Origin of the sequence: Aestuarium sp., from assembly GCF_023253315.1 — a bacterium.
GTDB classification, from domain to species: domain Bacteria; phylum Pseudomonadota; class Alphaproteobacteria; order Rhodobacterales; family Rhodobacteraceae; genus Marivivens; species Marivivens donghaensis.
Map to the genome: position 1 here is coordinate 139,457 of NZ_JALRGW010000003.1, position 23,136 is coordinate 162,592.

General features: G+C 55.6%; 25 protein-coding genes. 5 read left to right on the forward strand and 20 right to left on the reverse strand.

What is annotated here, in order from left to right; genetic code table 11:
- Positions 1-31: 31 nt before the first annotated feature.
- The 7 genes from phnN to phnG are packed head-to-tail and all read right to left on the reverse strand — an operon-like array spanning position 32 to position 4,978.
- Entirely contained in the window at positions 32-550 is a 519-nt protein-coding gene (phnN, locus tag AC1QQ2_RS03560) for a phosphonate metabolism protein/1,5-bisphosphokinase (PRPP-forming) PhnN (RefSeq protein WP_479712099.1), read from the reverse strand.
- Positions 547-1,230 carry a phosphonate C-P lyase system protein PhnL gene (gene phnL, locus AC1QQ2_RS03565; protein ID WP_479712100.1) on the reverse strand — a complete coding sequence of 228 codons (684 nt, stop codon included), beginning with the start codon at positions 1,228-1,230 and terminating at the stop codon, positions 547-549. Before phnL ends, phnN begins: the two co-directional genes overlap by 4 nt.
- A 2-nt stretch (positions 1,231-1,232) precedes the next feature.
- The gene (gene phnK, locus AC1QQ2_RS03570) at positions 1,233-2,006 is read right to left on the reverse strand and encodes a phosphonate C-P lyase system protein PhnK (RefSeq protein ID WP_156529548.1); all 774 of its coding nucleotides are present in this window, start codon (positions 2,004-2,006) and stop codon (positions 1,233-1,235) included.
- A 2-nt stretch (positions 2,007-2,008) separates the two neighbouring features.
- Positions 2,009-2,881 carry an alpha-D-ribose 1-methylphosphonate 5-phosphate C-P-lyase PhnJ gene (locus AC1QQ2_RS03575; protein ID WP_105234416.1) on the reverse strand — a complete coding sequence of 291 codons (873 nt, stop codon included), beginning with the start codon at positions 2,879-2,881 and terminating at the stop codon, positions 2,009-2,011.
- Positions 2,878-3,966, reverse strand: coding sequence for a carbon-phosphorus lyase complex subunit (locus AC1QQ2_RS03580; RefSeq protein ID WP_479712101.1), 1,089 nt, complete (start codon positions 3,964-3,966; stop codon positions 2,878-2,880). Before AC1QQ2_RS03580 ends, AC1QQ2_RS03575 begins: the two co-directional genes overlap by 4 nt.
- A complete protein-coding gene (gene phnH / locus AC1QQ2_RS03585; RefSeq protein ID WP_479712102.1) occupies positions 3,966-4,538 on the reverse strand; it encodes a phosphonate C-P lyase system protein PhnH in 573 nt (190 codons plus the stop codon). The genes AC1QQ2_RS03580 and phnH overlap by 1 nt, the downstream gene beginning before the upstream one ends.
- Entirely contained in the window at positions 4,538-4,978 is a 441-nt protein-coding gene (gene phnG, locus AC1QQ2_RS03590; protein ID WP_479712103.1) for a phosphonate C-P lyase system protein PhnG, read from the reverse strand. Before phnG ends, phnH begins: the two co-directional genes overlap by 1 nt.
- Positions 4,979-5,055: 77 nt before the next feature.
- On the opposite strand from phnG, the gene phnF reads away from it, so the two are divergent.
- Positions 5,056-5,769 carry a phosphonate metabolism transcriptional regulator PhnF gene (gene phnF / locus AC1QQ2_RS03595; RefSeq protein ID WP_479712104.1) on the forward strand — a complete coding sequence of 238 codons (714 nt, stop codon included), beginning with the start codon at positions 5,056-5,058 and terminating at the stop codon, positions 5,767-5,769.
- On the opposite strand, the gene AC1QQ2_RS03600 is transcribed toward phnF, so the two are convergent.
- The 5 genes from AC1QQ2_RS03600 to phnC all read right to left on the reverse strand — a co-directional run bounded on the left by AC1QQ2_RS03600 (position 5,766) and on the right by phnC (position 10,439).
- Positions 5,766-6,383, reverse strand: a complete 618-nt coding sequence (locus AC1QQ2_RS03600) for an LbetaH domain-containing protein (RefSeq protein WP_479712105.1) — start codon at positions 6,381-6,383, stop codon at positions 5,766-5,768. The genes phnF and AC1QQ2_RS03600 overlap by 4 nt on opposite strands.
- A 2-nt stretch (positions 6,384-6,385) precedes the next feature.
- On the reverse strand, positions 6,386-7,723 hold the full coding sequence (gene phnE / locus AC1QQ2_RS03605; RefSeq protein WP_479712106.1) for a phosphonate ABC transporter, permease protein PhnE: 1,338 nt from the start codon (positions 7,721-7,723) through the stop codon (positions 6,386-6,388).
- Positions 7,720-8,574, reverse strand: coding sequence for a phosphonate ABC transporter, permease protein PhnE (phnE, locus tag AC1QQ2_RS03610; RefSeq protein ID WP_479712107.1), 855 nt, complete (start codon positions 8,572-8,574; stop codon positions 7,720-7,722). The genes phnE (AC1QQ2_RS03605) and phnE (AC1QQ2_RS03610) overlap by 4 nt, the downstream gene beginning before the upstream one ends.
- A 63-nt stretch (positions 8,575-8,637) precedes the next feature.
- Entirely contained in the window at positions 8,638-9,549 is a 912-nt protein-coding gene (gene phnD / locus AC1QQ2_RS03615) for a phosphonate ABC transporter substrate-binding protein (RefSeq protein ID WP_479712108.1), read from the reverse strand.
- Positions 9,550-9,617: 68 nt separating this feature from the next.
- Complete coding sequence (gene phnC / locus AC1QQ2_RS03620) at positions 9,618-10,439, reverse strand: phosphonate ABC transporter ATP-binding protein (RefSeq protein WP_479712109.1); 822 nt, start codon at positions 10,437-10,439, stop codon at positions 9,618-9,620.
- A 237-nt stretch (positions 10,440-10,676) separates the two neighbouring features.
- Here phnC and AC1QQ2_RS03625 point away from each other — a divergent pair, with 237 nt between their 5' ends.
- Positions 10,677-12,827: an esterase-like activity of phytase family protein gene (locus AC1QQ2_RS03625; RefSeq protein ID WP_479712110.1), complete on the forward strand. Its 2,151-nt coding sequence runs from the start codon at positions 10,677-10,679 to the stop codon at positions 12,825-12,827.
- 66 nt (positions 12,828-12,893) lie between these two features.
- Here AC1QQ2_RS03625 and AC1QQ2_RS03630 read toward each other — a convergent pair whose 3' ends face one another.
- Together AC1QQ2_RS03630 and AC1QQ2_RS03635 are read right to left on the reverse strand one after the other, a co-directional pair.
- A complete protein-coding gene (locus AC1QQ2_RS03630; RefSeq protein ID WP_479712111.1) occupies positions 12,894-13,655 on the reverse strand; it encodes an SDR family NAD(P)-dependent oxidoreductase in 762 nt (253 codons plus the stop codon).
- 91 nt (positions 13,656-13,746) lie between these two features.
- Complete coding sequence (locus AC1QQ2_RS03635) at positions 13,747-14,442, reverse strand: fumarylacetoacetate hydrolase family protein (protein WP_479712112.1); 696 nt, start codon at positions 14,440-14,442, stop codon at positions 13,747-13,749.
- Positions 14,443-14,918: 476 nt separating this feature from the next.
- Here AC1QQ2_RS03635 and AC1QQ2_RS03640 point away from each other — a divergent pair.
- The 3 genes from AC1QQ2_RS03640 (at position 14,919) to AC1QQ2_RS03650 (ending at position 18,086) form a co-directional block, all read left to right on the forward strand.
- A protein-coding gene (locus AC1QQ2_RS03640; RefSeq protein ID WP_479712113.1) for an IS3 family transposase occupies positions 14,919-16,078 on the forward strand; the annotation gives its coding sequence in 2 pieces (ribosomal slippage) (positions 14,919-15,171 and positions 15,171-16,078; 1,161 coding nt in all).
- Between the two features lie 323 nt (positions 16,079-16,401).
- Positions 16,402-17,718, forward strand: coding sequence for an NAD(P)/FAD-dependent oxidoreductase (locus tag AC1QQ2_RS03645; protein WP_479712114.1), 1,317 nt, complete (start codon positions 16,402-16,404; stop codon positions 17,716-17,718).
- Positions 17,719-17,729: 11 nt separating this feature from the next.
- Complete coding sequence (locus AC1QQ2_RS03650; protein WP_479712115.1) at positions 17,730-18,086, forward strand: DUF5368 domain-containing protein; 357 nt, start codon at positions 17,730-17,732, stop codon at positions 18,084-18,086.
- Positions 18,087-18,377: 291 nt separating this feature from the next.
- Here AC1QQ2_RS03650 and cydX read toward each other — a convergent pair whose 3' ends face one another.
- The 6 genes from cydX to AC1QQ2_RS03680 all read right to left on the reverse strand — a co-directional run.
- Complete coding sequence (cydX, locus tag AC1QQ2_RS03655; RefSeq protein ID WP_438985970.1) at positions 18,378-18,488, reverse strand: cytochrome bd-I oxidase subunit CydX; 111 nt, start codon at positions 18,486-18,488, stop codon at positions 18,378-18,380.
- Positions 18,489-18,503: 15 nt separating this feature from the next.
- Positions 18,504-19,667, reverse strand: coding sequence for a cytochrome d ubiquinol oxidase subunit II (cydB, locus tag AC1QQ2_RS03660; RefSeq protein ID WP_479712116.1), 1,164 nt, complete (start codon positions 19,665-19,667; stop codon positions 18,504-18,506).
- A 5-nt stretch (positions 19,668-19,672) separates the two neighbouring features.
- Positions 19,673-20,785, reverse strand: a complete 1,113-nt coding sequence (locus AC1QQ2_RS03665) for a cytochrome ubiquinol oxidase subunit I (RefSeq protein WP_479712123.1) — start codon at positions 20,783-20,785, stop codon at positions 19,673-19,675.
- A gap of 53 nt (positions 20,786-20,838) precedes the next feature.
- The gene (locus AC1QQ2_RS03670) at positions 20,839-21,330 is read right to left on the reverse strand and encodes a CinA family protein (RefSeq protein ID WP_479712117.1); all 492 of its coding nucleotides are present in this window, start codon (positions 21,328-21,330) and stop codon (positions 20,839-20,841) included.
- Positions 21,327-21,875: a CDP-diacylglycerol--glycerol-3-phosphate 3-phosphatidyltransferase gene (pgsA, locus tag AC1QQ2_RS03675; RefSeq protein WP_479712118.1), complete on the reverse strand. Its 549-nt coding sequence runs from the start codon at positions 21,873-21,875 to the stop codon at positions 21,327-21,329. Before pgsA ends, AC1QQ2_RS03670 begins: the two co-directional genes overlap by 4 nt.
- Positions 21,865-23,136 (reverse strand): DNA translocase FtsK (locus AC1QQ2_RS03680; protein WP_479712119.1); only part of this gene is annotated, 1,272 nt, incomplete at its 5' end. The genes pgsA and AC1QQ2_RS03680, both read right to left, overlap by 11 nt.

Below are 23,136 nucleotides of genomic sequence, written 5' to 3' on the forward strand. Positions count from 1 at the left end.
GCGTCACAGCCATATGACACGCGGGAAATTTTCATTTGAAATCGGCAAGAGCCGCGAGGAAGCGCGTAATGCCTTCGGCCTCGGTGCCGTCATTGACGACGACCGTTGCATCAATCCCCTCGGGCAATTCGAACGTTGCGCGTTTGAGACGGTTTTCGATATCGGCACGGGTTTCACGGCCACGGGCCGAAAGGCGGTCAGCGAGAATATGATCAGGGGCTGTCACGACGATGACCCGTAGATCAGGGAAAACAGACGTTGCGAGGCCCAGCGCCTGACGCGATCCGTTGAACATCACGAGGGGAGCCGTCGTCTGATCCTTTGGGATGCCGTAGCATAGGCCATGCGCATCCCAATCGAGGGCGAACTCTCCGTCAGCCTTCCGCGCAGCAAATTCATCAAAGGTCACGCCTTCGAAATCTTCGCTTCCCGCTTCAGTCGGGCGGGTAATCACTCGACGCACGAATTGGATATCAGGCCGCGCAGACAGAGCACCCGAGATCAACGTATCTTTGCCCGCGCCAGATGGCCCTACGACAGCGATGATCATGCGGCCGCCTTTGGCGTAAAACCCGTAACGTCCACCACACGATCGCAAACTTGGTTCCGCGCACCCTCATCGTGGAAAATCCCGATGATGGCAGCGCCCCGCGCCTTTGCCCCCTCGATCAACGACAGAACCACATCACGGTTCCGCGCATCCAAACTGGCCGTCGGTTCATCAAGGAGCATCGCAGGATATTCATGGGCAAAGCCACGTGCGATATTTACGCGCTGCTGTTCCCCCCCCGAAAACGTCGTGGGCGAGAGTGACCAGAGCCGTTCGGGGATATTGAGCATCGTGAGCAACTCCTCAGCCCGTGCATGTGCCTCACCTTCGGGTTTGCCCAAGGCCAACAACGGCTCTGCGACCACCGTGCGGGTCGGCACACGAGGTACCACGCGAAGGAACTGGCTGACATATCCTAGCGTTTCACGGCGCAGGCGAATGATCTCGCGCGGGGTGGCGGTGGCCACATCAACGCCTCCAATACGGATCGAACCAGAGGCTGCGAGGTAGTTCCCGTAAATCATCCGCATAAGCGTAGATTTACCAGCGCCCGATTGACCCGTGAGCGCCACACATTCCCCAGGTTCGACCCGCAGGTGAGCACCAGCCATGACAGGAATGACTGCGCCCCCTTGATTATGCAGGGTGAAGCTTTTTGAGAGGTTTTCGATCTCGATCATGGTCACACCTGCAAGACGGAAGAAACAAGAAGTTGGGTATAGGCGGCCTGCGGATCATCGAGCACCTGATCGGTCAGCCCGTGTTCGATCACGTGGCCATCCTTCATTACCATCAAACGGTCGGCCAAAAGGCGGGCTACCGCAAGGTCATGGGTCACGATAATCACAGAAAGCCCCATGTCACGCACGAGCCCCCGCAGAAGGTCCAAGAGACGCGCCTGCACAGACACATCCAGACCACCTGTTGGTTCATCCATGAACACCAGTCGGGGCGAAGTAACGAGGTTCCGTGCGATCTGCAAACGCTGCTGCATCCCGCCCGAGAATTGGCGCGGACGGTCGTCAATGCGTTCGCCTGCAATCTCAACGCGGCCCAGCCAATCGGTCGCGGTTTCGCGGATATCACCGTAGTTCCGCGCACCAATTGCCATCAGACGTTCGCCAACATTGCCGCCAGCAGAAACACCCATCCGCAAACCATCGCGCGGGTTCTGGTGAACAAAAGCCCATTCGGTGCGGGACAGCACGCGACGTTCAGGTTCTGGCATAGTCAGCGTATTGCGCCCACGGTAGAGGATCTTTCCCTCGTCCGCCTGCATATGCCCCGCCAAACATCCCAAGAGCGTCGACTTACCCGACCCAGACTCCCCCACAATGCCGAGCACTTCACCCGGCCAGAGGTCGAAACTAACGTCGGCACAGCCGATCCGCTGACCATAGCGTTTGGTTAGGCCATCAACGCGGAACAACGGCTGATCGAGCGATACATCATGCATGGTCATGCCGCTTCTCCTTCTGGTGACAGGCGGCCTGTGTGACCCTCGTCCTGACGGGTGGTGCAATAGCTGGTGTCGGAACACACAAACATGCGGCTGCCTTTGTCATCGGTGATCACTTCGTCGAGGTAGCTGACCTCTGATCCGCAAAGATCACAGGCGTGATCCGCCTTGCTCGGGTCAAAGGGGTGATCCTCGAAATCAAGGCTCACGACATCGGTATAGGGTGGAAGCGCATAAATGCGTTGTTCACGCCCAGCGCCGAACAATTGGATCGCAGCATTGCCACCCAGTTTCGGGTTATCGAATTTCGGGATCGGCGACGGGTCCATGACATAGCGACCCTCGACCTTCACGGGATAAGCGTAGGAGGTCGCAATCGCGCCGTGGCGGGCGATATCCTCGTAGAGCTTCACATGCATCAACCCGTATTCTTCGAGCGCATGCATACGACGTGTTTCGCTTTCGCGCGGTTCTAGGAAGCGGAGCGGCTCTGGGATCGGCACCTGATACACGAGGATTTGTCCCTCGGTCAGTGCGACCTCTGGAATGCGGTGACGGGTCTGAATGACGGTCGCCTCTGCCGTGGTTTCCGAGGTTTGAACCTGCGCTGTCCGTTCAAAGAACTTGCGGATCGATACGGCGTTCGTCGTATCGTCAGCCCCTTGGTCGATTACCTTCAGAGTATCCTCTGGCGTCAGGCACGCTGCAGTGACCTGAACACCGCCCGTGCCCCAGCCATAAGGCATCGGCATTTCTCTGCTTGCGAACGGCACCTGATAGCCAGGGATCGCGAGGCCCTTGAGAAGCGCGCGGCGGATCATCCGCTTTGTCGCTTCGTCCAGATAGGCAAAGTTATAGGCCTGATCGGTCATTCTGCGGCCTCCTTGACCTGAGCATCCGCAGCTTCGCGGCGGAGTTTTCGGATGAGTTCCAGTTCGGATTGGAAGTCCACATAGTGCGGCAGCTTGATATGCTCGAGGAAGCCCGTCGCCTGAATGTTGTCGCAGTGATAAAGGACGAATTCCGCGTCTTGGGCAGGTGCACCGACGTTGTCTTCGCCCAGTTCTTCCCAACGGAGTGCACGATCCACGAGGCTCATCGAGATCGACTTGCGCTCTGATTGACCCATGACCAAACCGTAGCCCCGCGTGAATTGCGGTGGTTCGGATTTGGAACCCGTGAATTGGTTCACCGTCTCACATTCAGTCAGTTCGATCTCTCCGATCTCAACGGCAAAACCAAGTTCGGGGATTTCCATCTCGACCGCACAAGTACCGATCCGCAATTCGCCGACAAAGGCGTGCGTGCGCCCGTAACCACGCTGGGTCGAATAGGCCATCGACAGGACAAACCCTTCATCGCCACGCGCCAAAGCCTGCAAACGCAGCGGGCGATCCGCTGGCATTTCGAGAGGTTCGCGAGTGAGGTCAGGCGGTGTTTCAACGCCATCGGACAATGGTTCCATCAGCCCATCTTGGTCGAGGAGCTGCAGGATATGCGGCGCGACAACGGCCTCCGCCTCTTTGCGCAGCGCTTCTGGTGCCTCGCCATCCGCCATTAGTTTGAAATCGAGCAAACGGTGCGTGTAATCGAAGGTCGGCCCGAGTATTTGACCACCCGGCGCGTCCTTAAACGTCGCCGAAATGCGGCGAATGATATCCATGCGATCCGTCTCAACCGGAACAGACGCCCCAAAGCGCGGCAGGGTCGTGCGGTAGGCGCGGATCAGGAACACCGCCTCAATCAAATCGCCCCGCGCCTGTTTGATCGCCAGTGCAGCCAGGTCGGGATCGTATAGCGAGCCTTCGGCCATCACACGGTTTACGGCTAGCGCCATCTGCTCGCGGATTTGGGCGACGCTCAGTTCAGGAACCGAACGATCCCCACGACGTTCATCGGAAAGCCACTGGTGCGCCGCATCAATCGCGCGTTCACCGCCTTTGGTTGCAACATACATCAGAGAGCCTCCACTTTCGTGCTACGCGGAAGGGCCGACAATTGGCTGCCCGCAGTGAAGTAACAGTCAAAACCCAACGGGAATTGCGCACTATTGGTGACAACGGTATCGATGTTGGGCAGATAGGCCGCCTGTGTCGTCTCGATCCCAGGTCCAGTCAGTGTGGCCGTCGGTGCCGATATATCCTCGCATTCAACGATCAATGTTGCGGACCGATCTGGATATTCTGCGGTGCCGATTGCGAACTGCGATACGGGCTGCAGCGCGTCCCACGTGCCAATCGCGAAATCGGCATCACCCGCCGCGACGAATGGGGCCGAGCAGTGAAACGCGATCCATTTGCGGACGGCTTCAGTATCGTGGCTTTGAGCGATGAAAATCGGTGTCGTCGCATCCGCGAGTGTCAAAAGGATCGCGCCAGCGGCGGGCGACAATGGTGCGGGCGGGACCGCGCCTGCGATTTGCTGAATACGCCCCGGACGGGCCATCGCTTCGAGGCAGGCACGAAACGCATGGGCGCTGTCTTGGGCTGGGTTAGAAAATCCACCCGATAGAACTTCGGCTTCGAACATCAGTCTTCTCCCCGAACCATTGTGAAGAACTCGACCTTGGTCGCTGCGGCTTTCTCTGCGCGAGAGGTGCGTTTCTCAGCCTCTTCCGCACGAAGCGGCGCGAGGATGGTCACATCGACTTGCTCCACGCCTTCGGTTTGCATCAGCGCATCAACAATCGCCGCGCGTGTCGCGTGGCCCTGATCGCGCCCTTGGACATAGGCGTGCCCAACCGTGCCATCCGACAGTTTGAGCGCACAGCGCGTCACGGTCATCTCACCGAGGTTAAACGGCGCACCTGTCGCGCCGATCCGACCGCGCACCATCGTAGTGCCAATCTCGGGACGGCGCAGCCAATCGTGCGCAGGAAGATCGGGCAACAACTGTTCGAGCCGCTCTGGGCGAGCACGCGCTAGTAGGCCCATGTATGATTTGCGGGTGTCTGTGGTCAGTGTGGACATCTTGACGATTTGTCTACCTATCTATACAACTAGACAAATATTGCTAGATTCGTCGCCATTTCGCAAATGAAGGTTTCATGACACGCAAAAATCCTGTGTGGCTGTCGATTGCCCAAACTCTCAAAGATGAAATTGGCGAAGGCCTTTATCCCGCGGGAGCAAAGCTCCCGACTGAGGCGCAATTATCGGCGCGGTTCGGCGTCAATCGTCACACCGTGCGCCATGCCCTCGCATCACTGAACGAAGACGGTATAACGGTGTCTCAGCGCGGGTCTGGCGTGTTCGTCGCTTCAAACCCGCCTGCCGACTACCAGCTCGGCGCACGTGTGCGGTTTCACCAGAACATCGCAGCGACGGGGCGTGCTCCGTCACGGCAAGTTATCCGCATCGAAACGCGCCCCGCTAAGGCCGAAGAACGCGAGGCTTTGGGCGTTGATATGGTCCATGTGGTCGAAGGGATTTCGTCGGGCGATGCTCTGCCCATCTGTCACTTTATCTCTGCCCTGCCCGCCCAACGGTTTGCAGACCTGCCCCAGATCATGGAGACCGAACGGTCGATTTCCAAAACGCTCGAACAGCTAGGGGTGACCGACTACACCCGCCATTCAACCCGCATTACCGCGACCGTCGCCAAAGGGCCGCGCGCCGGCATGTTAAAGGTCAGCGAAGGTTCACCACTTTTGCGGACCGAAGCGATCAACGTCGACCGCGACGGTGCGCCGATAGAATATGGGTTAAGCTGGTTTGTCGGGGACCGCGTCGCGCTAACCGTTGCGAACGACGGGCATTAGCCCTCGTAACGCTCTAGGAACTCTTCGGCCCGCAAACGACGGAAATCGTTCAATGCGTCTTTGAGCCGATCATGGGGCCAATCCCACCACGCGAGGTCCAAGAGCCGATCCGCGACGGACTGTTCAAACCGCATTTTCACTGGCTGTGCGGGAACGCCAGCCACGATCATAAAGGGCGACACGTCCTTGGTCACGACCGCGCCTGATGCGACGACAGCACCGATGCCGATGGTGATCTCTGGCTTGATGATCGCCCCATGCCCAATCCAGCAATCCGCGCCCAACGAGCTCCGCCGTGATGCGCGGTGTTCAAAGAACGCAGGATCATCCTCGACGCCGTCGAAATAATAGGACGACCGATAGAGGAAATGGTGCTGCGCCGCATTCCGATACGGGTGATCCGTCGGCCCAATTCGCGTGAAGGCCGCGATATTCGCGAATTTACCAACCGTCGTGTTCGCCACGTCAGCATAGCGATCACAGTAGGAATAATCCTCGAACGTCGAATTCAGAACGCGGCTGCCTTTGCCGATTTCAACATAGGCCCCAAAGGTGGAATTGCCTATCTCGCAGTCGGGATGAACAAACGGTTCGGTCGCAGAGAGTTTCGGCATAATTACCCTTTGATGAATTTCTTACGGATCCAGCCCGAGATCGTGTCCATGATCATCACCGTCAGCACGACGAGGATCATGTAATAGCACACCTCTTCCCAGTCCTTTTGGGTGATGATCGCCTGCGTCAGCAAAAGACCGATACCGCCGCCGACAAGCGCACCAATGACAGTGGCCGAACGGGTGTTCGATTCAAAGTAATAGAGCAGCTGCGACAGGATCAGCGGGAGGACTTGCGGGATCACGCCAAAACGCATCCGTTGGATCATATTCGCGCCCGTGGACTGGATACCTTCAACCTGTTTGTTGTCGATGTTTTCCAGCGCCTCAGAGAAGGTTTTCCCGAAGGTCCCCGTATCCGTGAGAAGGATCGCCAAGGAACCCGTCATCGGACCCGGACCGAACGCACGGGACAGAATGACCGTCCAAATCAGACCATCAACCCCACGCAAGAAGTCGAACAGACGGCGGCATGTAAGGCGTAGCCAGACCGCAGGCGCAAAGTTCGACGCCGCGAAAAAGGCCAGCGGGAACGCGATCATCCCAGCCCCCATCGTGCCGATGAACGCCATCAGAACCGTTTCGCCCATTGCCCAGAACACATCGCCATGGCGCCACATTTTGTTGTTCCAAAAGCCGTCGATCATCGCGACAATGTTGGAATGTTCTGCGGTCACACGCGGTTCCCAAATGGCGAGCGCGATCAATTCTCCAACCGACTTGCCATAGAACGGACTGTCGAGGGTAAAGAAGAACAGCTCCCAGCCTGCTTGATAGCGGAACACTTCGGTCCGCGCAGGGGTCATAGAAAAGCGCCACTTGCCTTGATCGATGGACACGCGATTGCGAGAGACGCTCATCCACTCAGGAATATCTTTGCCATCAGGGAGCGTGAGCACCACAGCGCGCCCGTTCACTTGGGTCGTGATTTCACCAAAGTCGGGAAGATTGATGACGGCCATATTGTCGGGAAGATACTGAACAGACGCATCACCGTAGAGCGAAATAGTCGTGGTTTCACCCATCGCCACCCATTCTGGGCCTTCGCCTGCAGGGTATGTCCCTTTGCGTTCGCCCTCGACCGAGGCCACGACCTCACCAGACCGATTATCGCGCGTGATGTGGGTCTTGTAGGACCAAAAGTCACCAAGGAGGACCGCCGCGTTTTCAGGACGCGCACGTGACGCGAGGCCCGCGACGTCAAACGCGAAGAACACGTAGATCAGGTAGCCGAGGATCGCGAAGGGCACTGCAATGCTGCGCCATTTACGGAACCGAAAGGTGCCCTCGATGGACTGCTTCAAACCGACGGTATCGAAATTTTCAGATGCGGTGGTCATACCAATGCCCCTCCCTTTACCAGACGTTGACGGGCACGGTCAGACAAGTGGTCAACGATCATGATGGTCAGGAATAGGATCGCGAAAATCGCGACCACTTGATCGTATTTCCCCTGCCCCCACTGGAGCGCGGTTTTCAGGTCGTAGCCCAAACCACCAGCCCCAACGAAGCCAAGGATCGCAGATGCACGAATGTTAATCTCGAACCGCAAAAGTGCGTAGGAAGACCAGTTCGGCGCGACCTGAGGCATCACGCCGAACCAGATGCGCTGGAACCAATTGCCACCGACCGACGCCAGGCCTTCAACGGGTTTCAAATCCACGTTTTCTGCCGCTTCGGAAAACAGTTTGCCCAATGCGCCCGCCGTGTGGAACGCAATCGCGATCATCGCGGGGACAGGTCCGACGCCCAAGAGGAAGATCAAAACCAGTGCGATAACGATCTCAGGCACAGCGCGCATGGTATCCATGATGCGGCGGAAAACGGGTGTCAGGCGCGGCCAAAGGGCCAGACCACGCGTCGACAAAAAGGCCAGAACCATCCCCAAGAGTCCGCCGAACAAGGTCGCAATCGCTGCGATATTCAGGGTCTCGATTAGGGACGGAATAGCGGCCACGAATAGACGCGGCAGGTTCTGCCAGTTCGTGAAGGCCTCAGCGAAAATCTCTTTTGGGAAATCAAAAATGCGGTGCAAACCGGCTAGAAATCCGCCTGCATTGCGATCTTCGGCAACGGTGAACCCGCTCGCAAAAAGCACAAAGAAGAGCGCGACCAGAATGGCCCCATAAAGGCGGCGGCGGCGGACCAGAGCGAGATACTCTGCCGTGCCAGATACGGTGTGTGCCGTCATTAGTATGTCCCGGATATGAAAAACCCGAAGACAGACGAATGCTGCCTTCGGGTCATGGTTTGATTAGGAACCGTTAGCGATCTGCTGACGACGTACTTCGATGATGGTTTCGTAGTAGTCGTGAGTGATCGGAACGAAACCAGAGGTATCGCCAGCAGCAACGCCGTATGCGCAATCTGGGTCAGCAGCTTGCAGACCTTCGACCAGCGCGGTCATGGTTGTTTTTACGTCTTCCGGCAGTGCGTTGCGGAGAACAACAGGGCCTTCTGGGATCGGTTTAGACATCCAGATCTGAACGAGGTCGTTCATGTCAACGAGGCCAGCGTCAACTGCTTTGCGCAGAGCGCCCGAGTTGTAGCCGTCTTCCCAGTTGCCCTGACCGTCAGCCCACGTCACGCCAGCGTCGATGTCACCGTTGTTAACTGCAACGATGGTTTGCTCGTGGCCGCCGGTGAAGCGAACTTCGCCGAAGTAATCGCCGGATTCCATCGAGTGGCCAGTTGCCTGCGGAATTTCTACCGACGGGATCAGGAAGCCAGAGGTGGAGTTCGGGTCACCGAAGCCGAATACTTTGCCCTGAACGTCTTCGAGCGAGGTGATGCCGCTGTCAGCGCGTGCGAAACCGATCGAGTGGTAGGTGTAGGAACCGTCGAGGTTCGCTTTGACCAGAACTGGCGAAACAGCTTCAGGGTCGGTCAGGTAAACTTTTGCGTAACCCGAAGCACCGAGCCAAGCCATGTCGATGGTGCCGCCCAGAAGACCCTGGATAACGCCGTCGTAGTCAGCAGGAGCGAAGAGTTTAACGTCAACGCCGAGTGCTTCAGATGCGTAGTTCTGAAGGCAAGCGTAGGAGTTCATACGGTCCTGCGCGTTTTCACCGCCGAGGATACCGATGTTGAATTCAGTGATTTCCTGAGCGGCAGCAGCGCCAGCCAGAACGGTAGTTGCGAGTGCAACGGAAAGGATCTTTTTCATGGTCGTCTCCAAAGGGAACATATCATTCGAATTGGCGCGGCCATCACGCGGCCTTTGCCTGTGGCTACTCAGTCGCTCAATAGTGCGGCTGCGTATTCTGTTGCGGGAGCCAGCGACCCGATCTCTGTCGAGGTTGCGCTCTCGGAAAAGCTTTCGTCTGCCCCATAGATGTCGCGAGCAACGTCTTGGGTCAGTTGACTAGGGGTGCCATCAAACACGATGCGTCCGTCCCGCATCCCGATCACGCGGTCGCAATACCGACGCGCCGTATCGAGGGTATGAAGGTTCGCCATCACCATGCGGCCGTCTTCGACGTTGATGCGCTTGAGCGTGTCCATCACGATCTGCGCGTTCATCGGGTCGAGCGAGGCAATCGGTTCGTCGGCGAGGATGATCTTGGGGTCTTGCATCAGCGCACGGGCAATCGCGACACGCTGTTGTTGACCACCAGATAGCGCCTCGGCCCGCTTTGCGGCCTGTTCAGCGATACCCAAACGGTCGAGAATTTCGAGGGCGCGGGTGATGTCTTGGCTCGACCAAAGGTTTAGAACACTGGTCAGCGTAGAACGGCGCCCCAAAAGGCCATGCAGTACGTTCGACACAACATCCATACGCGGGACAAGGTTGAACTGCTGGAACACCATCGCGCATTGGCTCTGCCAGTCGCGTTTATCTTTGCCCTGCAGAGCCAACACATCAACGCCATCAACGACGATCTGACCCTCGGTCGCATCAGTCAGGCGGTTCATCATACGCAGATACGTCGATTTACCCGCACCAGAGCGGCCAATAATGCCTACGAACTGCGCGCCTTCGACAGAAAAAGAAATGTTGTCGACTGCCGCTTTGTCACCGAAGCGCTTGGTCACGCTGTTTACGTTGAGTTGCATACCATCCCCTGTGTTGCTTCGACGGGGGATACGCATGGTTTGTGACAGGAAATTCTCATGCCTATGAACCTTTAGCGACAGCAAAGATTCAGTTTTACGACACCTCAGCGCGTGGCCGCTGACTGCAAAACAGCGCGTGGGTCGTGATTTTACAGGAGTGTTACCGTTGCTTTAATCAGGGGTTACACAGGCCCTTCATGCGAATTCTGTCTTTCAATTTCCGACAGAGAGTTTCGCATGACCTTTAAATCCGTCTGCCTTACGTCGATCCTCGCTTTGGCTACTGGCCAAGCATCGGCAGAGATGAACTTTAACCGCATCGCATCGTTTGCGACGCCGCATAACAACGCCGATGCCTCTGCAGAATCCTCTGCCGAAATCATCGCCGCGTCTGACGATGGCATGACATTAATCTATACCGACAGCCCGCTGGGCGTTGTTGGTCTGATCGACATCACTGACGCGACAAACCCGCAGGCCAAAGGCAACGTGGACATGGGCGGCGAACCGACCTCTGTGACCGTCGTCGGCAACATTGCTTACGTTGCGGTGAACACTTCTGAATCTTATACCAATCCGTCGGGCAAGCTGGTTTCTGTAAACCTCGCTGACGGTTCAGTCACTGGTGAATGTGACCTCGGTGGTCAGCCTGACTCGACTGCGCACACCCACGCTGGCGATATGGTAACGGTCGCTATCGAGAACGAACGTGACGAAGACCTCGGCGACGGTCGCGTTGGCCAGATGCCTGCCGGCTACATGGTCACCGTTGGTCTTTCTGGCGATGCATTGGCTTGCGATAGCCTCGTAAAAATCGACGTCTCTGGCCTCAGCGACATCGCACCCGAAGATCCAGAGCCCGAGTTCGTCGACGTCAATAGCCTCGGCGAAATCGCAGTCACCATGCAGGAAAACAACTCGATCGTTATCCTGAACGCTGACGGTTCGGTTCAGAACGAATTCTCGGCTGGTTCTGTAGATCTGGTCAATATCGACGCAACCGACGAACGCGGCGCGCTGATCTTTAACGAAAGCCAGCCTGGTCGCCTACGCGAGCCGGACGGCCTTCAGTGGATCGACGATAACCACGTCATGATCGCAAACGAAGGCGACATGGACGGCGGTTCGCGTTCGGTTACAGTGTTCCACAAAGACGGCACTTTGGTTTGGGAATCTGGCAACGCCTTCGAAACCCCGATCATCCACGCAGGCCATTACCCTGACAAACGGTCCGACGCCAAAGGCGTTGAGCCAGAGGGCATGGAAGTCGCAACTTTCGGCGACACCACCTACGCCTTTATCCTGTCGGAACGCGCATCGACCATCACCGTCTACGACGTGACCGACGCAACCAACCCTGTCTTTAAACAGGTTCTGCCGTCGGGCATTTCGCCTGAGGGCGCGATTGCAATCCCAGAGCGCGGCCTGCTTGCCACCGCAAACGAAGTAGACCTTGGCGAAGACGGCGCAGCACGTGCACACGTCATGATCTACGAACTTCAGGACGCACCAGCAGCTTACCCGCAGCTGACCTCTGAAGGCGCTGACGAACTGATCGGTTGGGGTGCAATCTCTGGCATGGTCGCTGACGAAGACGGGATGATCTACGCCGTCAATGACAGCTTCTATGGCTACCAGCCGCGCATCTTCACCATCGACCCGAGCCAAACACCTGCTCGTATCATCGCAGCAACCGACGTGACCCGCGCAGGCTATCCGGCACAGAAGATGGACATGGAAGGTATCACGCTGGACGGCGAAGGCGGTTTCTGGATCGCATCCGAAGGCCGCACCGACCGTCTGGTTCCCCACGCGATCTACCACGTGAAGGCCAACGGCCAGATCAAAGAAGAAATCGCACTTCCAGCAGAGCTTCTGGCTGTTGAAAAACGCTTTGGTTTTGAAGGCATCACGCTGGTCGGCGACACCCTCTGGATGGCCGTTCAGCGCGAGTGGGCTGACGACGACAAAGGCTTTGTGAAACTGGTGTCGTATAACACCACCACCGAAGAATGGGGCGCAGTTCGTTATCCGCTGGACGCGGTTGAAACGGGTTGGATTGGCCTGTCGGAAATTCAGGCTCACGGAGACTACGTCTACCTGATCGAACGCGACAACCAGATCGGCGAAAACGCAGCCGTGAAACAAGTGACCCGCGTTGCTTTGTCCGAAATGGTGCCTGCGCCACTGGGCGGCGACCTACCCGTTGTCACCAAAGAAGTCGTCTACGACCTAATCCCTGATCTGGCATCGAACGGCGGCTACGTTGTCGACAAGATCGAAGGCATGGCAATCATGCAAGACGGCACCACATGGATGTCGACCGACAACGATGGCGTTGATGATAGCTCGGGCGAGACGTTCTTCTGGTCGATCGGCCAGTTCTAAGATCGCCATACCCAGAAACACGAAAAGGGGCGCAACCGCGCCCCTTTTTGCTACATCTGTGTGCCGTTATCGCGGCGGCAGACGTGTCGCCCCATCTAGGCGAATAACTTCACCGTTCAGATATGGGTTCTCGATGATCTGGCTCACCAAGAGGCCAAACTCGTCCGGCTGACCCAAACGCGCTGGGTGCGGCACGTTTTTAATGATCGCGTCGGTAACCTCTGTCGGTAGGCTCATCATCATTGGCGTGCCGAACAGACCCGGTGCGATCGCCATGACACGCACGGCCGATTGGGCCAGCTCACGCGCCAGAGGCAGACACATCGACGCCACGCCACCCTTTGACGCCGAATAGGCCGCCTGCCCCACTTGACCGTCCTGATAGGCTGCGGACGAGGTGTTGATGATCACGCCACGCTCACCATTTTCCAGCAACGGCAGGTCCATCATGGCACGCGTCGCATAGGACATCACGTTGAAAGTGCCGATCAGGTTGACGCGGATCACACGCTCAAACAGGTCAACGGCTAGCTTGCCTTCACGCCCCACCATGCGAGCAGCATTCGCAATGCCAGCGCAATTCACAACGACACGCGGTGCGCCAAGCTGAGATACGATGGTATCAATGGCGGCTTCGACCTGCGCCGCATCGCCCACGTCGACCTGAACTGATAGACCTCCCACCTCGGACGCGACCGCTGCCCCTGCAGCACTGTCAAAGTCCAGAATCCCGACCTTTGCGCCTTTGGATGCCAAATACCGCGCCGTTGCCGCACCTAGACCACTGCCGCCGCCAGTTACGATGGCCACCTGCCCCGAAATATCCATAAAGTCCTCCCTTAAACGTCCCGCGCATTAGGTCGCCCAAGCATTTGAGGTTCAATAGTTTCCTAACGTGACGGAAAGGAAACCTTGGCGGTCAAATCGACGCACCGATCGTAAGAGAAATCGGATCTAGCCCGTCGATCCCACCGCTAATCACATCTCCTGGGACAACGGGACCGACACCTTCTGGCGTGCCAGTTAGGATCACATCGCCAGCACGAAGGTGATAATATTTAGACAGATCAGCAACTATGTCTGCCACCTTGTGAACAAGCAGGGAGAGCGACGAGTCCTGTTTAAGGTCGCCGTTAACCGACAAATGGATGCGCTGATCGGTTGGCGTAAAATCAGTTGCCTTGGTGATGGTGGAAAACACCGCAGACTGTTCAACGTCCTTGCCCAAGTCCCAAGGCCGCTGTTTCACCCGTTCTTTTAGCTGCAAATCGCGGCGCGTCATGTCGAGCGCACAGCAATACCCATATATCGCAGCAACCGCTTCATCAGGCGTTGCTCGAGCAACGTCCGACCCGATGACCAAGGCCAATTCCATTTCATAATGGTAATTTTCGGTGCCCAGCGGATAAGCCGCCGTCGTACCCGACAGGATCGCAGCAGAGGACGACTTTGTGAAATAGAACGGAGCCTCGCGATCAACCTCATACCCCATCTCTTTGGCATGAGCGGCATAATTGCGCCCGACACAGAAGATACGGCCCACAGGATACTGCGCCGTTTCACCCTTTACGGGGACCGTGAGAGCCTCGGGCAACTGAAACAAGTGAGCGGTCATGGGAGGTCCTGATCTAGAAGGTAAAGGAACGGTGATAGCCTTAGACGTTCAATGTAAAATGATCCTGTGAGAACAGGTACATATTTTAGGCCGAAAGAGTGACTCTGGAATGAATATTTAAAACGAAACTGACGAGCAAAGGCGGTCCAGCCGAGTTACTGCAGCTTTCGATGGGCCAAACTTCATTTTCCCCCTTTTTGGGTCTACAAGATGCTGATATTGTTAATGAATTTTTTTTGGTTGCGGGGGAGCGCACGCTTTGTAGCCTACCCATATTATCTTGCTGTATTTGACGAAAAATGACCATCCAAAAAAGATCGCCTTCGACGCAAAGGAAGAGTTCCTATCTGAGGTCCACAATCAAATGTAAAAGCCAGCATTACTTGACTACCATTTCAATTTAGAACTGGTGACCTGCCCCCCGCGAAATCCCTCACGATGATGTAGAGTCTGCTTAAGCTTGAAGGAGCAGACGAATGCGAAAGAGCCGTTTTACCGAGGCGCAGATTATCGGGATGATCAAAGAGCAGGAGGCAGGGATGCCGACTGTGGAGGTATGCCGTCGCCACGGCCTGAGCCCAGCCACGTTCTACAAGCTGAAGTCCAAGTATGGCGGCATGGAAGTTTCTGACGCCGCCAGGCTGAAAGCGCTTGAGGATGAGAACGTCAAGCTCAAGCGCCTGTTGGCCGACACGATGCTCGACAACGTGGTTCTGAAAGATCTTCTGAGAAAGAACTGACGACGCTGAGCAAGCGACGAGAGGCAGCGCTCAAAGCTCTGCGAGATCATGACATCTCGCAGCGTCGGGCCTGCCGGCTTGTCGGTGTCGACCCAAAGACGGTCCGGCGCGAACGCCCGCCGGATTGCCCGGAGATCCGCAAGGAGATCCAGGAGATTGCCAGTAAGCGGCGTCGGTTCGGGTATCGCCGGATCGGGGTCCTGCTCGAACGAAAGGGCATGATCATGACCCACAAGAAACTGTATCGGGTCTACCGGGAGGAAGGTCTTTCGGTGAAGCGACGGCGTGGCCGCAAGCGAGCCCGCGGAACACGCACACCGATGCCGGAGGCGGCGCGCCCAAATGCGCGGTGGTCGCTGGACTTCGTGTCAGACAGCTTTGGTGCATCCCGCAAATTCCGCATCTTGGCAGTGATCGACGATTTCTGCCGCGAGAACCTGTGTCTCATGGCTGACACAAGCATCTCGGGAGCTCGTGTTGCCCGCGAGCTGGATGCGGTGGTGCGGGTGTATGGAAAGCCTGCCTGCATTGTCAGTGATAACGGCACAGAGTTCACAAGTCGGGCGATCCTAAAATGGGCGGATCAGAACGAGGTGCCGTGGCATTACATCGACCCCGAAAAACCACAGCAGAACGCCTTTATCGAGTCTTTCAACGGCAGCCTGCGCGACGAGCTGCTGAATGAGGAGATATTTGACAGTCTGGACGATGCCCGACGGAAGCTGGCGCTCTGGCGATATGACTACAATGCCGTCAGGCCACACTCGTCGCTCGGAAACCAGACGCCGCTGCAAGCGAGCCGGACGCTTGAGCAATTTGAGGGCTCCGCGCCCGACGCGCTTGCCCACAACGAAACCCTCGACTATCAAAATCAATCCCGCAGACTCTCGTTATGAACGAGGGACAGGTGGGGGGGCAGGTCACAGATGCAAAACGAATGCCTTCTTATCGCCAAATCAACAGGCAGCCTGAGCGAATGAAGCTGTAAAATAAAGGGGCGGCGGGAAGCGGTCATTCGCTGCAGGTGAATTTAAGAGAGGAGCGAATAAATTTCGCCTCAGTTATTAAAATTTTACCACTCAGCAGTTCGAGAAATTCAACGAACGAATGCCCCATAAAGACATATTAAAAATATATGTTTAATCACTTTTTTGACCTACATCAAATCATCCACGCCCAATTATATGCCATAAAATTGATGTATAATTTGGAGTACCAGATGACCAATTCTCTAAACCCTTCCATAGGCCGTCGCGGTTTTCTCGGACTTGCGGCAGGCGGAGCGGCTCTTGTTGTTTCGACCGCTGAAACACAAGCGGCGCCAATACCAACCAACGCAAAAATCGTGATTATCGGCGCTGGGGCTGGCGGTACTGCGCTTGCCAACCGACTTGTTGAACGGTTGGACGGAGCGCAAATCACCATCATCGATCCCCGCCCGCAGCATCTTTACCAACCTGGTCTATCGCTTGTCGCGGCAGGACTAAAACCCGCCGACTATGTTGTATCCCAAACGACGGATTGGTTGCCGTCTGGTGTCACCCTCATCGCAGAGAAAGCCGCCGCAATCGATCCTGATCTCAAAACGGTTGCAACAGAGAGCGGGCAGGTTCTGACCTATGATTTCCTAGTTGTCGCACCGGGTCTGGTTTTGGATCACGATGCCATAGACGGGTTCAGTCTCGATATGGTCGGCACCAACGGAATCGGCTCTCTCTACGCAGGCCCAGAGTATGCAGCCAAGACATGGCAAGCGGCCTCCAAATTTACCGAAGAAGGCGGCGTCGGCCTCTTCACCCGCCCTGCGACGGAAATGAAATGCGCGGGCGCTCCGCTCAAACATACGTTCTTGATTGACGACATCGCTCGCCGCGCGGGCAATGCAGGAAAAATGGATGTCCACTACATGGCGAATAACAACAGCCTGTTTGGTGTGCCCATCGTCTCAGAAAAGGTCCGAATGCTGTTTGGGGATCGCGGTATCACGCCGAACTATTCGCACGTCCTCAAATCGATTGATGCAGGCGCAAAGCGCGCGACCTTCACAACCGAAAATGGTGAAGTCGAGCTCGACTACGATTATCTGCATGTGATCCCGCCACAGCGCGCACCCGAGGTTATTCGGCAGTCTGGGCTCTCTTGGGCTGACAAATGGACCGACCAAGGCTGGGTTGAATGTGACAAGACAACCTTACGCCACCTACGCTATCCCGACATTTGGGCCCTCGGCGATGTTGCGGGCGTTCCAAAAGGGAAAACAGCAGCCTCAGTCAAATGGCAGGTCGTTGTTGTCGAGGACCAGATCGTGTCGACCATTGCAGGCGCTGATCCCACAGAGACCTACAATGGCTACACCTCTTGCCCCATGATCACGCGCGTCGGTCGGGCGATGCTGATCGAATTCGATTACGAAAACAACCTCACGCCGTCCTTCCCCGGCATCATCGCCCCGCTAGAAGAGCTTTGGATTTCGTGGCTGATGAAGGAGGTCGCACTCAAAGCAACCTATAACGCCATGCTTCGTGGCAAAGCCTAAGGAGACGTCAGATGAAAGAGATGACCCTTTCCACCTTTCTCGCAGTATTCGAGGAAATCTTTGGTCGAGGCTTGTTCTGGGCAATGGTTGCAGCCGCAGTCATCGTGACTGCGCTCTACCTCTTTGTTTTGATCCGCGATCGCTCGGTCTCTTGGACAAAGTTCCTCTACGCTCAAATCTCTATGCCATTTGGATTTGTCGGGGCAATTTGGTTCGTAATGGCCATGACCCATTCGCACCTGACAGACCTCGGCGGTCCCGTCGATTTGATTGTCTTTTTGATGGTTGGCGTCGGAGGTGCAATCGGAGCAGCAGTCCTCGTTTACACGCTTGAATCCCTGGTATCACCTCCTAAAAAACCTGAATAATTGGTTCCCAATTCACGCCCCCGAGCAGATTTTCTCGGGGGCTTTTTTGTGCCAACAGCACATATATCAACATTCTCCGCATTAGTTTGGCACACGATTTTTCGACGATGTGCCATTCCACATAAGCAAGATCACTGAAAAGACGAACGGCGGTCCATTGATCGCCAAAATCACTTGATCGAACATATCTCCGGGTCTCTGCCGATTGCGAATAGACTACGCCCTATGCGGCAATAAAAATGGAGGCGAGTGAACCCGCCTCCATAGAGCGCCACAGGGAACGCGTGACGATTATGCGTCGTCTGCCAACCGTTTATCCTCACGCAGTTCGAGCCACATGGCGTTCATAACTGCAAAGATAGCGGCGAGCGGAAGTCCGAGGATCCAAGCGAAATACCACATAAAGATATCCTTTCCCTAGTAGAGAGAGTCACCGTGTTCGATCACATCTTTCTCGGTGACTTTGCCCCAAAGCACTTTGTAGACCCATGCTGTATAGGCGAGGATCAGGGGCATGAAGATCAATGTCACAACCAACATGATGAACAAGGTCATGTGAGATGAAGATGCATCCCAAACGGTCAGCGATGATCTTGGATCAGTCGATGACGGTAGGATGAACGGAAACATGGTTAGGCCGACACTCGAAATCATGCCAAAGATTGCCAGTTTGGAGGTGAGAAGCGTCGAAATTTCGTGACCCGAGCGAAGACCACGGATTGTCAACAAACCGCCAGCCATACCCATGATTGGGGCGATCATGATCCATGGGCGATCGTTATATGCATTCAACCAACTTCCACCCTTAGCCACTTCGGACAAAAGTGGGTTCGAAGGGCCTGCCGGATCAATCGTATTTACGAAGCTGTATCCGTCAATCCCAAAGGCCAGCCAAAGGCCTGCAATGACAAAGCCTATACCTGCAACAGTTGCCCCATATACACCGTAAGTACGAGCACGTTCTACAATCACCCCCTCTGATTTAAGAGAGAGCCATGCAGAGCCATGCATAACCAACATGCCGACAGAGACAACGCCAGTGAGAAGTGCAAAAGGGTTCAAAAGTCCAAAGAACTTCCCTGCAACACCGCCCTCATAAATGGAATGAAGGTCAGGGGTTAAGTGAAATGGAACACCCTGAAGGACGTTACCGACCGCTACGCCGAAAATCAGCGCAGGGACGAAACCGCCAGCGAACAAGGCCCAATCCCAAGCGGAACGCCAAGAAGTAGATTCCCGTTTAGATCGGTATTTAAAGGCAACAGGGCGTACAATGAGCGCCGCCAAAACGACCCACATTGCGAGGTAAAAGCCTGAGAAGCTAACTGCGTAAAGAGGTGGCCAAGCAGCAAAGATTGCTCCACCACCGAGAATGAACCAGACTTGGTTGCCTTCCCAGACCGGTCCGACGGTATTGATAACCATACGTCGTTCCGTGTCAGACTTAGCTACGAATGGAAGCAACGCCCCCACACCCATGTCAAATCCATCAGTTAACGCAAACCCGATCAGGAGCACTCCAAGAAGCACCCACCATATCAGGCGCAGGATATCAAAGCTGATAAGTTCATGCAGGATCATAGCTATTACTCCGCAGGGGTTGCGATTGCATCTGGCTCACCGACGGTGATCATGCGACGACGATGAACATCCATCCATTCATCCGTTTCCTTCACGTCCATATACGGGCCTTTTTTGATGTATTTGATCATCAGGCCCATCTCGACGATGAAGAGGACGGTGTAGAAAAGAACAAAGCCTGCAAGCGTCATTGCAACTTCAGTTACCGAAAGAGAGCTAACGGACAATGCAGTTGGCAAAACGCCATCTACTGTCCAAGGCTGGCGACCAAACTCCGCAACAAACCATCCCAACTCGGCCGCAATCCAAGGCGCTGGGATCATAATCACAGCCAAACGAAGCGCCAATTTCGGGAATTTCATGCCTTTAAACGACGCAAGGTAGAAGAAGTAGAGCATCAATCCGATAAAACTGAACCCAAGTGCCACCATGATCCGGAAAGCCCAGAACAGAGGCCAAACTGTCGGAACAGTATCATCTGCCGCCATCAAGATCTGCTCTTCGGTCGCTTCGCGTGGATCATCAACATAGCGTTTTAGAAGAAGTGCAAAACCAAGATCATCGGAGTGTTCTTCAAACTGGGCGCGAGCTTCGTCACTGACATTATTAAGGTCAGCACGAATTTCCATCAAAGCATCATATGCTATGATGCCAGAACGGATACGTTCTTCTGCTTGGTGAACAAGATCCTCGATCCCAGGAATTTCAGTTGTCAGTGAACGAGTCCCAATCAGCCCCATGACCCACGGAATCTCAATGGCATACTTCGTTTCGCGTGCCTCTTGATCGGGAAGGCCAAACGCAGTGAATGGCGCTGGAGCTGGATGGGTTTCCCACATTGCTTCGATCGCAGCCAATTTCATTTTCTGTGTGTGGCTGGCCGAATATCCAGATTCATCGCCCAAGACGACAACAGACAATGCTGCAGCAAGACCAAAGGACGCTGCAACTGCAATTGATCGCCGAGCCAATTCAGTATGTCGGCCCTTCAGCAAATACCAAGCAGAAACACCCAAGACGAACACGGCAGCGGTGACATAACCAGCGGATACTGTGTGAACGAAGCACGTCACCGATTTCTTGTCTAAGTAGTACCAACGGTTTTCCTCCTGGCCAATAACCTATCGGCTCAATGCGACAAATTTACCTTCAGTGTCTGAAAGTTTCCTGATTAACAACCAGATAGCCGCTGGATTTCTTCCACTAACGCTTCAAGGGCCACCGAAGTAGCTTGCTGTCTAACCGCAGCACGATCGCCTTCAAAATGGAGGGAGAGCACTTTGATCCCGAGGTTCGAAGCAACTCCGATGAACACCGTTCCTGCAGGATTTGGTCCGACCGGATCAGGCCCTGCGGCGCCGGTAGTCGAGATGCCAATCACAGAGTTGACGTCCTTTGCGCACTTCAAAGCCAGCTTCCCTCTGACGCCCTCTGCCATTTGTGCCGCAACCTCAGCATCCACCGCGGTTTGGGTGGCAATTAGCTGCGGGCTAACCCCCAGCAACTGTTCTTTGAGTTCACCTTGGTAAGCGACCAAACCACCAAGAACTACATCTGATGCACCTGGGGTGTCGATCAAGCTGGCCGTCAGTTGACCCCCGGTTAGCGACTCAGCCACGGCGAGAAATAGACCGCAGTCTCTGGCCGCGTCGATGATGTTCACTTTACGGGCCTCAGATAGTGAATACCGGTCCACACCGTGAGTGCGACTGCCACGTAGATGACTATGTCTGTCAGCACAAACCACCAGTCACCCAAGAATCCAAACGGTGCGACAGCCATGCAGACACCGACGATCTGAATTACCGTTTTGAGTTTGCCTCCGCCAGAGGCAGCGATTACGCGCTTTTTCGCAACCACCAAGCGGAAAACGGTGATTCCGAATTCACGGACCAGAATGACAATCGTTGCCCACCAGGGAACGGCATCCTGGATCGAGAGAACGATCAGGGCGCCTGACAAGAGAGCCTTGTCGGCAATTGGGTCAAGGATCTTCCCGAGATTTGTAATCAAATTACGTTTGCGGGCAATTGCACCATCTATGCCATCTGTTGAGGCAGCAAGAATCAAGATGATGAGTGCAACGAGTCGGTCAACCGCCGAATCCCAGCCGACCATCATCAACCACAGCACCAACGGCACCATCAAGATGCGGGCTGAGGTAATCAGGTTTGGGGTCTGACGGTACAGAAACGATCTAGAAGTCATCACGTCTTCCAGTCAGTTGCCAGGCATCCTCGTCACCATCGTCTTCGTCCGCAGCATCACCGTCGAACACGGCGGTGGTTTGGCCGCTCAGTCGAGCAAGGAGCTGAGGTAGTTCGTCCGGCTTCACAAGAACATCGCGAGCCTTGGAGCCTTCAGAAGGGCCGACCACTCCCCTGGACTCTAAAAGATCCATCAGGCGGCCAGCCTTTGCAAAACCAACACGTAATTTGCGCTGCAGCATCGAGGTCGAGCCGAACTGCGAGTTCACAATCAAGTTTGCCGCTTGCAGCATAAGGTCAAGATCGTCGCCAACTTCAGAGTCGATGACCCGGTTGGCCTGAACTGCCGTTACATCGTTGCGGTACTCAGGTTCCATCTGCTGCTTGACGTGTGCTACGACCCTGTGAAGCTCATCTTCTGCAACCCAGGCACCCTGAACACGCACTGGCTTGTTCGAACCCATCGGAGCGAAGAGTGCATCACCTTGGCCGACCAACTTCTCGGCGCCAGGCTGATCCAAAATAACTCGGGAATCGGTAACCGAGGAAACCGAGAAGGCCAGCCTGGATGGCACGTTGGCCTTAATCAAACCGGTGACAACGTCCACAGATGGGCGTTGGGTTGCAAGCACCAAGTGAATTCCTGATGCACGAGCAAGCTGAGTGATGCGAACAATCGAATCCTCAACATCTCTTGGGGCCACAATCATCAGATCGGCAAGCTCATCAACCACGACAAGCAGGTATGGGTAAGGTTGCAGCTCGCGCTTCGAACCTTCTGGCAGCGAGACCTCACCGGCAACAATTGCGCGGTTGAAATCATCGATGTGCTTAAAGCCAAAGCTCGCTAAGTCGTCGTAGCGAGAATCCATCTCCTTCACTACCCACTGCAGCGCCTCGGCCGCCTTCTTGGGGTTGGTAATAATCGGGGTGACCAGGTGCGGAACGCCCTGATAGGCGCTGAGTTCAACGCGCTGGGGGTCGATCAGCACCATCCGCACCTCCGCGGGAGTGGAGCGCATCAGGATGGACGTGATCATGGAGTTTACGAAGCTGGACTTACCGGCACCGGTGGCTCCCGCAACCAGCAGGTGCGGCATCTTGGCTAGGTTTGCTACCAGGTAGCCGCCCTCAACGTCCTTACCGACACCAATGGTGAGCGGGTGGGCACTGGCGGCGGCGTTCTTGCTGCGCAGCACATCGCCCAGCGAAACCGTCTCGCGGTCGGTGTTCGGGATCTCAATACCAATAAGGCTCTTGCC

Bases quoted from the DNA above. Each gene is read 5' to 3' on its own strand.
- phnN (WP_479712099.1), bottom strand. From the start codon at position 550: ATGATCATCGCTGTCGTAGGGCCATCTGGCGCGGGCAAAGATACGTTG.
- AC1QQ2_RS03600 (WP_479712105.1), bottom strand. From the start codon at position 6,383: ATGCCGAAACTCTCTGCGACCGAACCGTTTGTTCATCCCGACTGCGAG.
- phnF (WP_479712104.1), top strand. From the start codon at position 5,056: ATGACACGCAAAAATCCTGTGTGGCTGTCGATTGCCCAAACTCTCAAA.
- phnK (WP_156529548.1), bottom strand. From the start codon at position 2,006: ATGCATGATGTATCGCTCGATCAGCCGTTGTTCCGCGTTGATGGCCTA.
- AC1QQ2_RS03630 (WP_479712111.1), bottom strand. From the start codon at position 13,655: ATGGATATTTCGGGGCAGGTGGCCATCGTAACTGGCGGCGGCAGTGGT.
- cydB (WP_479712116.1), bottom strand. From the start codon at position 19,667: ATGATCCTGCATGAACTTATCAGCTTTGATATCCTGCGCCTGATATGG.
- phnD (WP_479712108.1), bottom strand. From the start codon at position 9,549: ATGAAAAAGATCCTTTCCGTTGCACTCGCAACTACCGTTCTGGCTGGC.
- pgsA (WP_479712118.1), bottom strand. From the start codon at position 21,875: ATGACTTCTAGATCGTTTCTGTACCGTCAGACCCCAAACCTGATTACC.
- cydX (WP_438985970.1), bottom strand. From the start codon at position 18,488: ATGTGGTATTTCGCTTGGATCCTCGGACTTCCGCTCGCCGCTATCTTT.
- AC1QQ2_RS03575 (WP_105234416.1), bottom strand. From the start codon at position 2,881: ATGACCGATCAGGCCTATAACTTTGCCTATCTGGACGAAGCGACAAAG.
- phnG (WP_479712103.1), bottom strand. From the start codon at position 4,978: ATGTCCACACTGACCACAGACACCCGCAAATCATACATGGGCCTACTA.
- phnE (WP_479712107.1), bottom strand. From the start codon at position 8,574: ATGACGGCACACACCGTATCTGGCACGGCAGAGTATCTCGCTCTGGTC.
- AC1QQ2_RS03645 (WP_479712114.1), top strand. From the start codon at position 16,402: ATGACCAATTCTCTAAACCCTTCCATAGGCCGTCGCGGTTTTCTCGGA.
- phnC (WP_479712109.1), bottom strand. From the start codon at position 10,439: ATGCAACTCAACGTAAACAGCGTGACCAAGCGCTTCGGTGACAAAGCG.
- phnL (WP_479712100.1), bottom strand. From the start codon at position 1,230: ATGATCGAGATCGAAAACCTCTCAAAAAGCTTCACCCTGCATAATCAA.
- AC1QQ2_RS03650 (WP_479712115.1), top strand. From the start codon at position 17,730: ATGAAAGAGATGACCCTTTCCACCTTTCTCGCAGTATTCGAGGAAATC.
- AC1QQ2_RS03580 (WP_479712101.1), bottom strand. From the start codon at position 3,966: ATGTATGTTGCAACCAAAGGCGGTGAACGCGCGATTGATGCGGCGCAC.
- AC1QQ2_RS03625 (WP_479712110.1), top strand. From the start codon at position 10,677: ATGACCTTTAAATCCGTCTGCCTTACGTCGATCCTCGCTTTGGCTACT.
- phnE (WP_479712106.1), bottom strand. From the start codon at position 7,723: ATGACCACCGCATCTGAAAATTTCGATACCGTCGGTTTGAAGCAGTCC.
- AC1QQ2_RS03635 (WP_479712112.1), bottom strand. From the start codon at position 14,442: ATGACCGCTCACTTGTTTCAGTTGCCCGAGGCTCTCACGGTCCCCGTA.
- phnH (WP_479712102.1), bottom strand. From the start codon at position 4,538: ATGTTCGAAGCCGAAGTTCTATCGGGTGGATTTTCTAACCCAGCCCAA.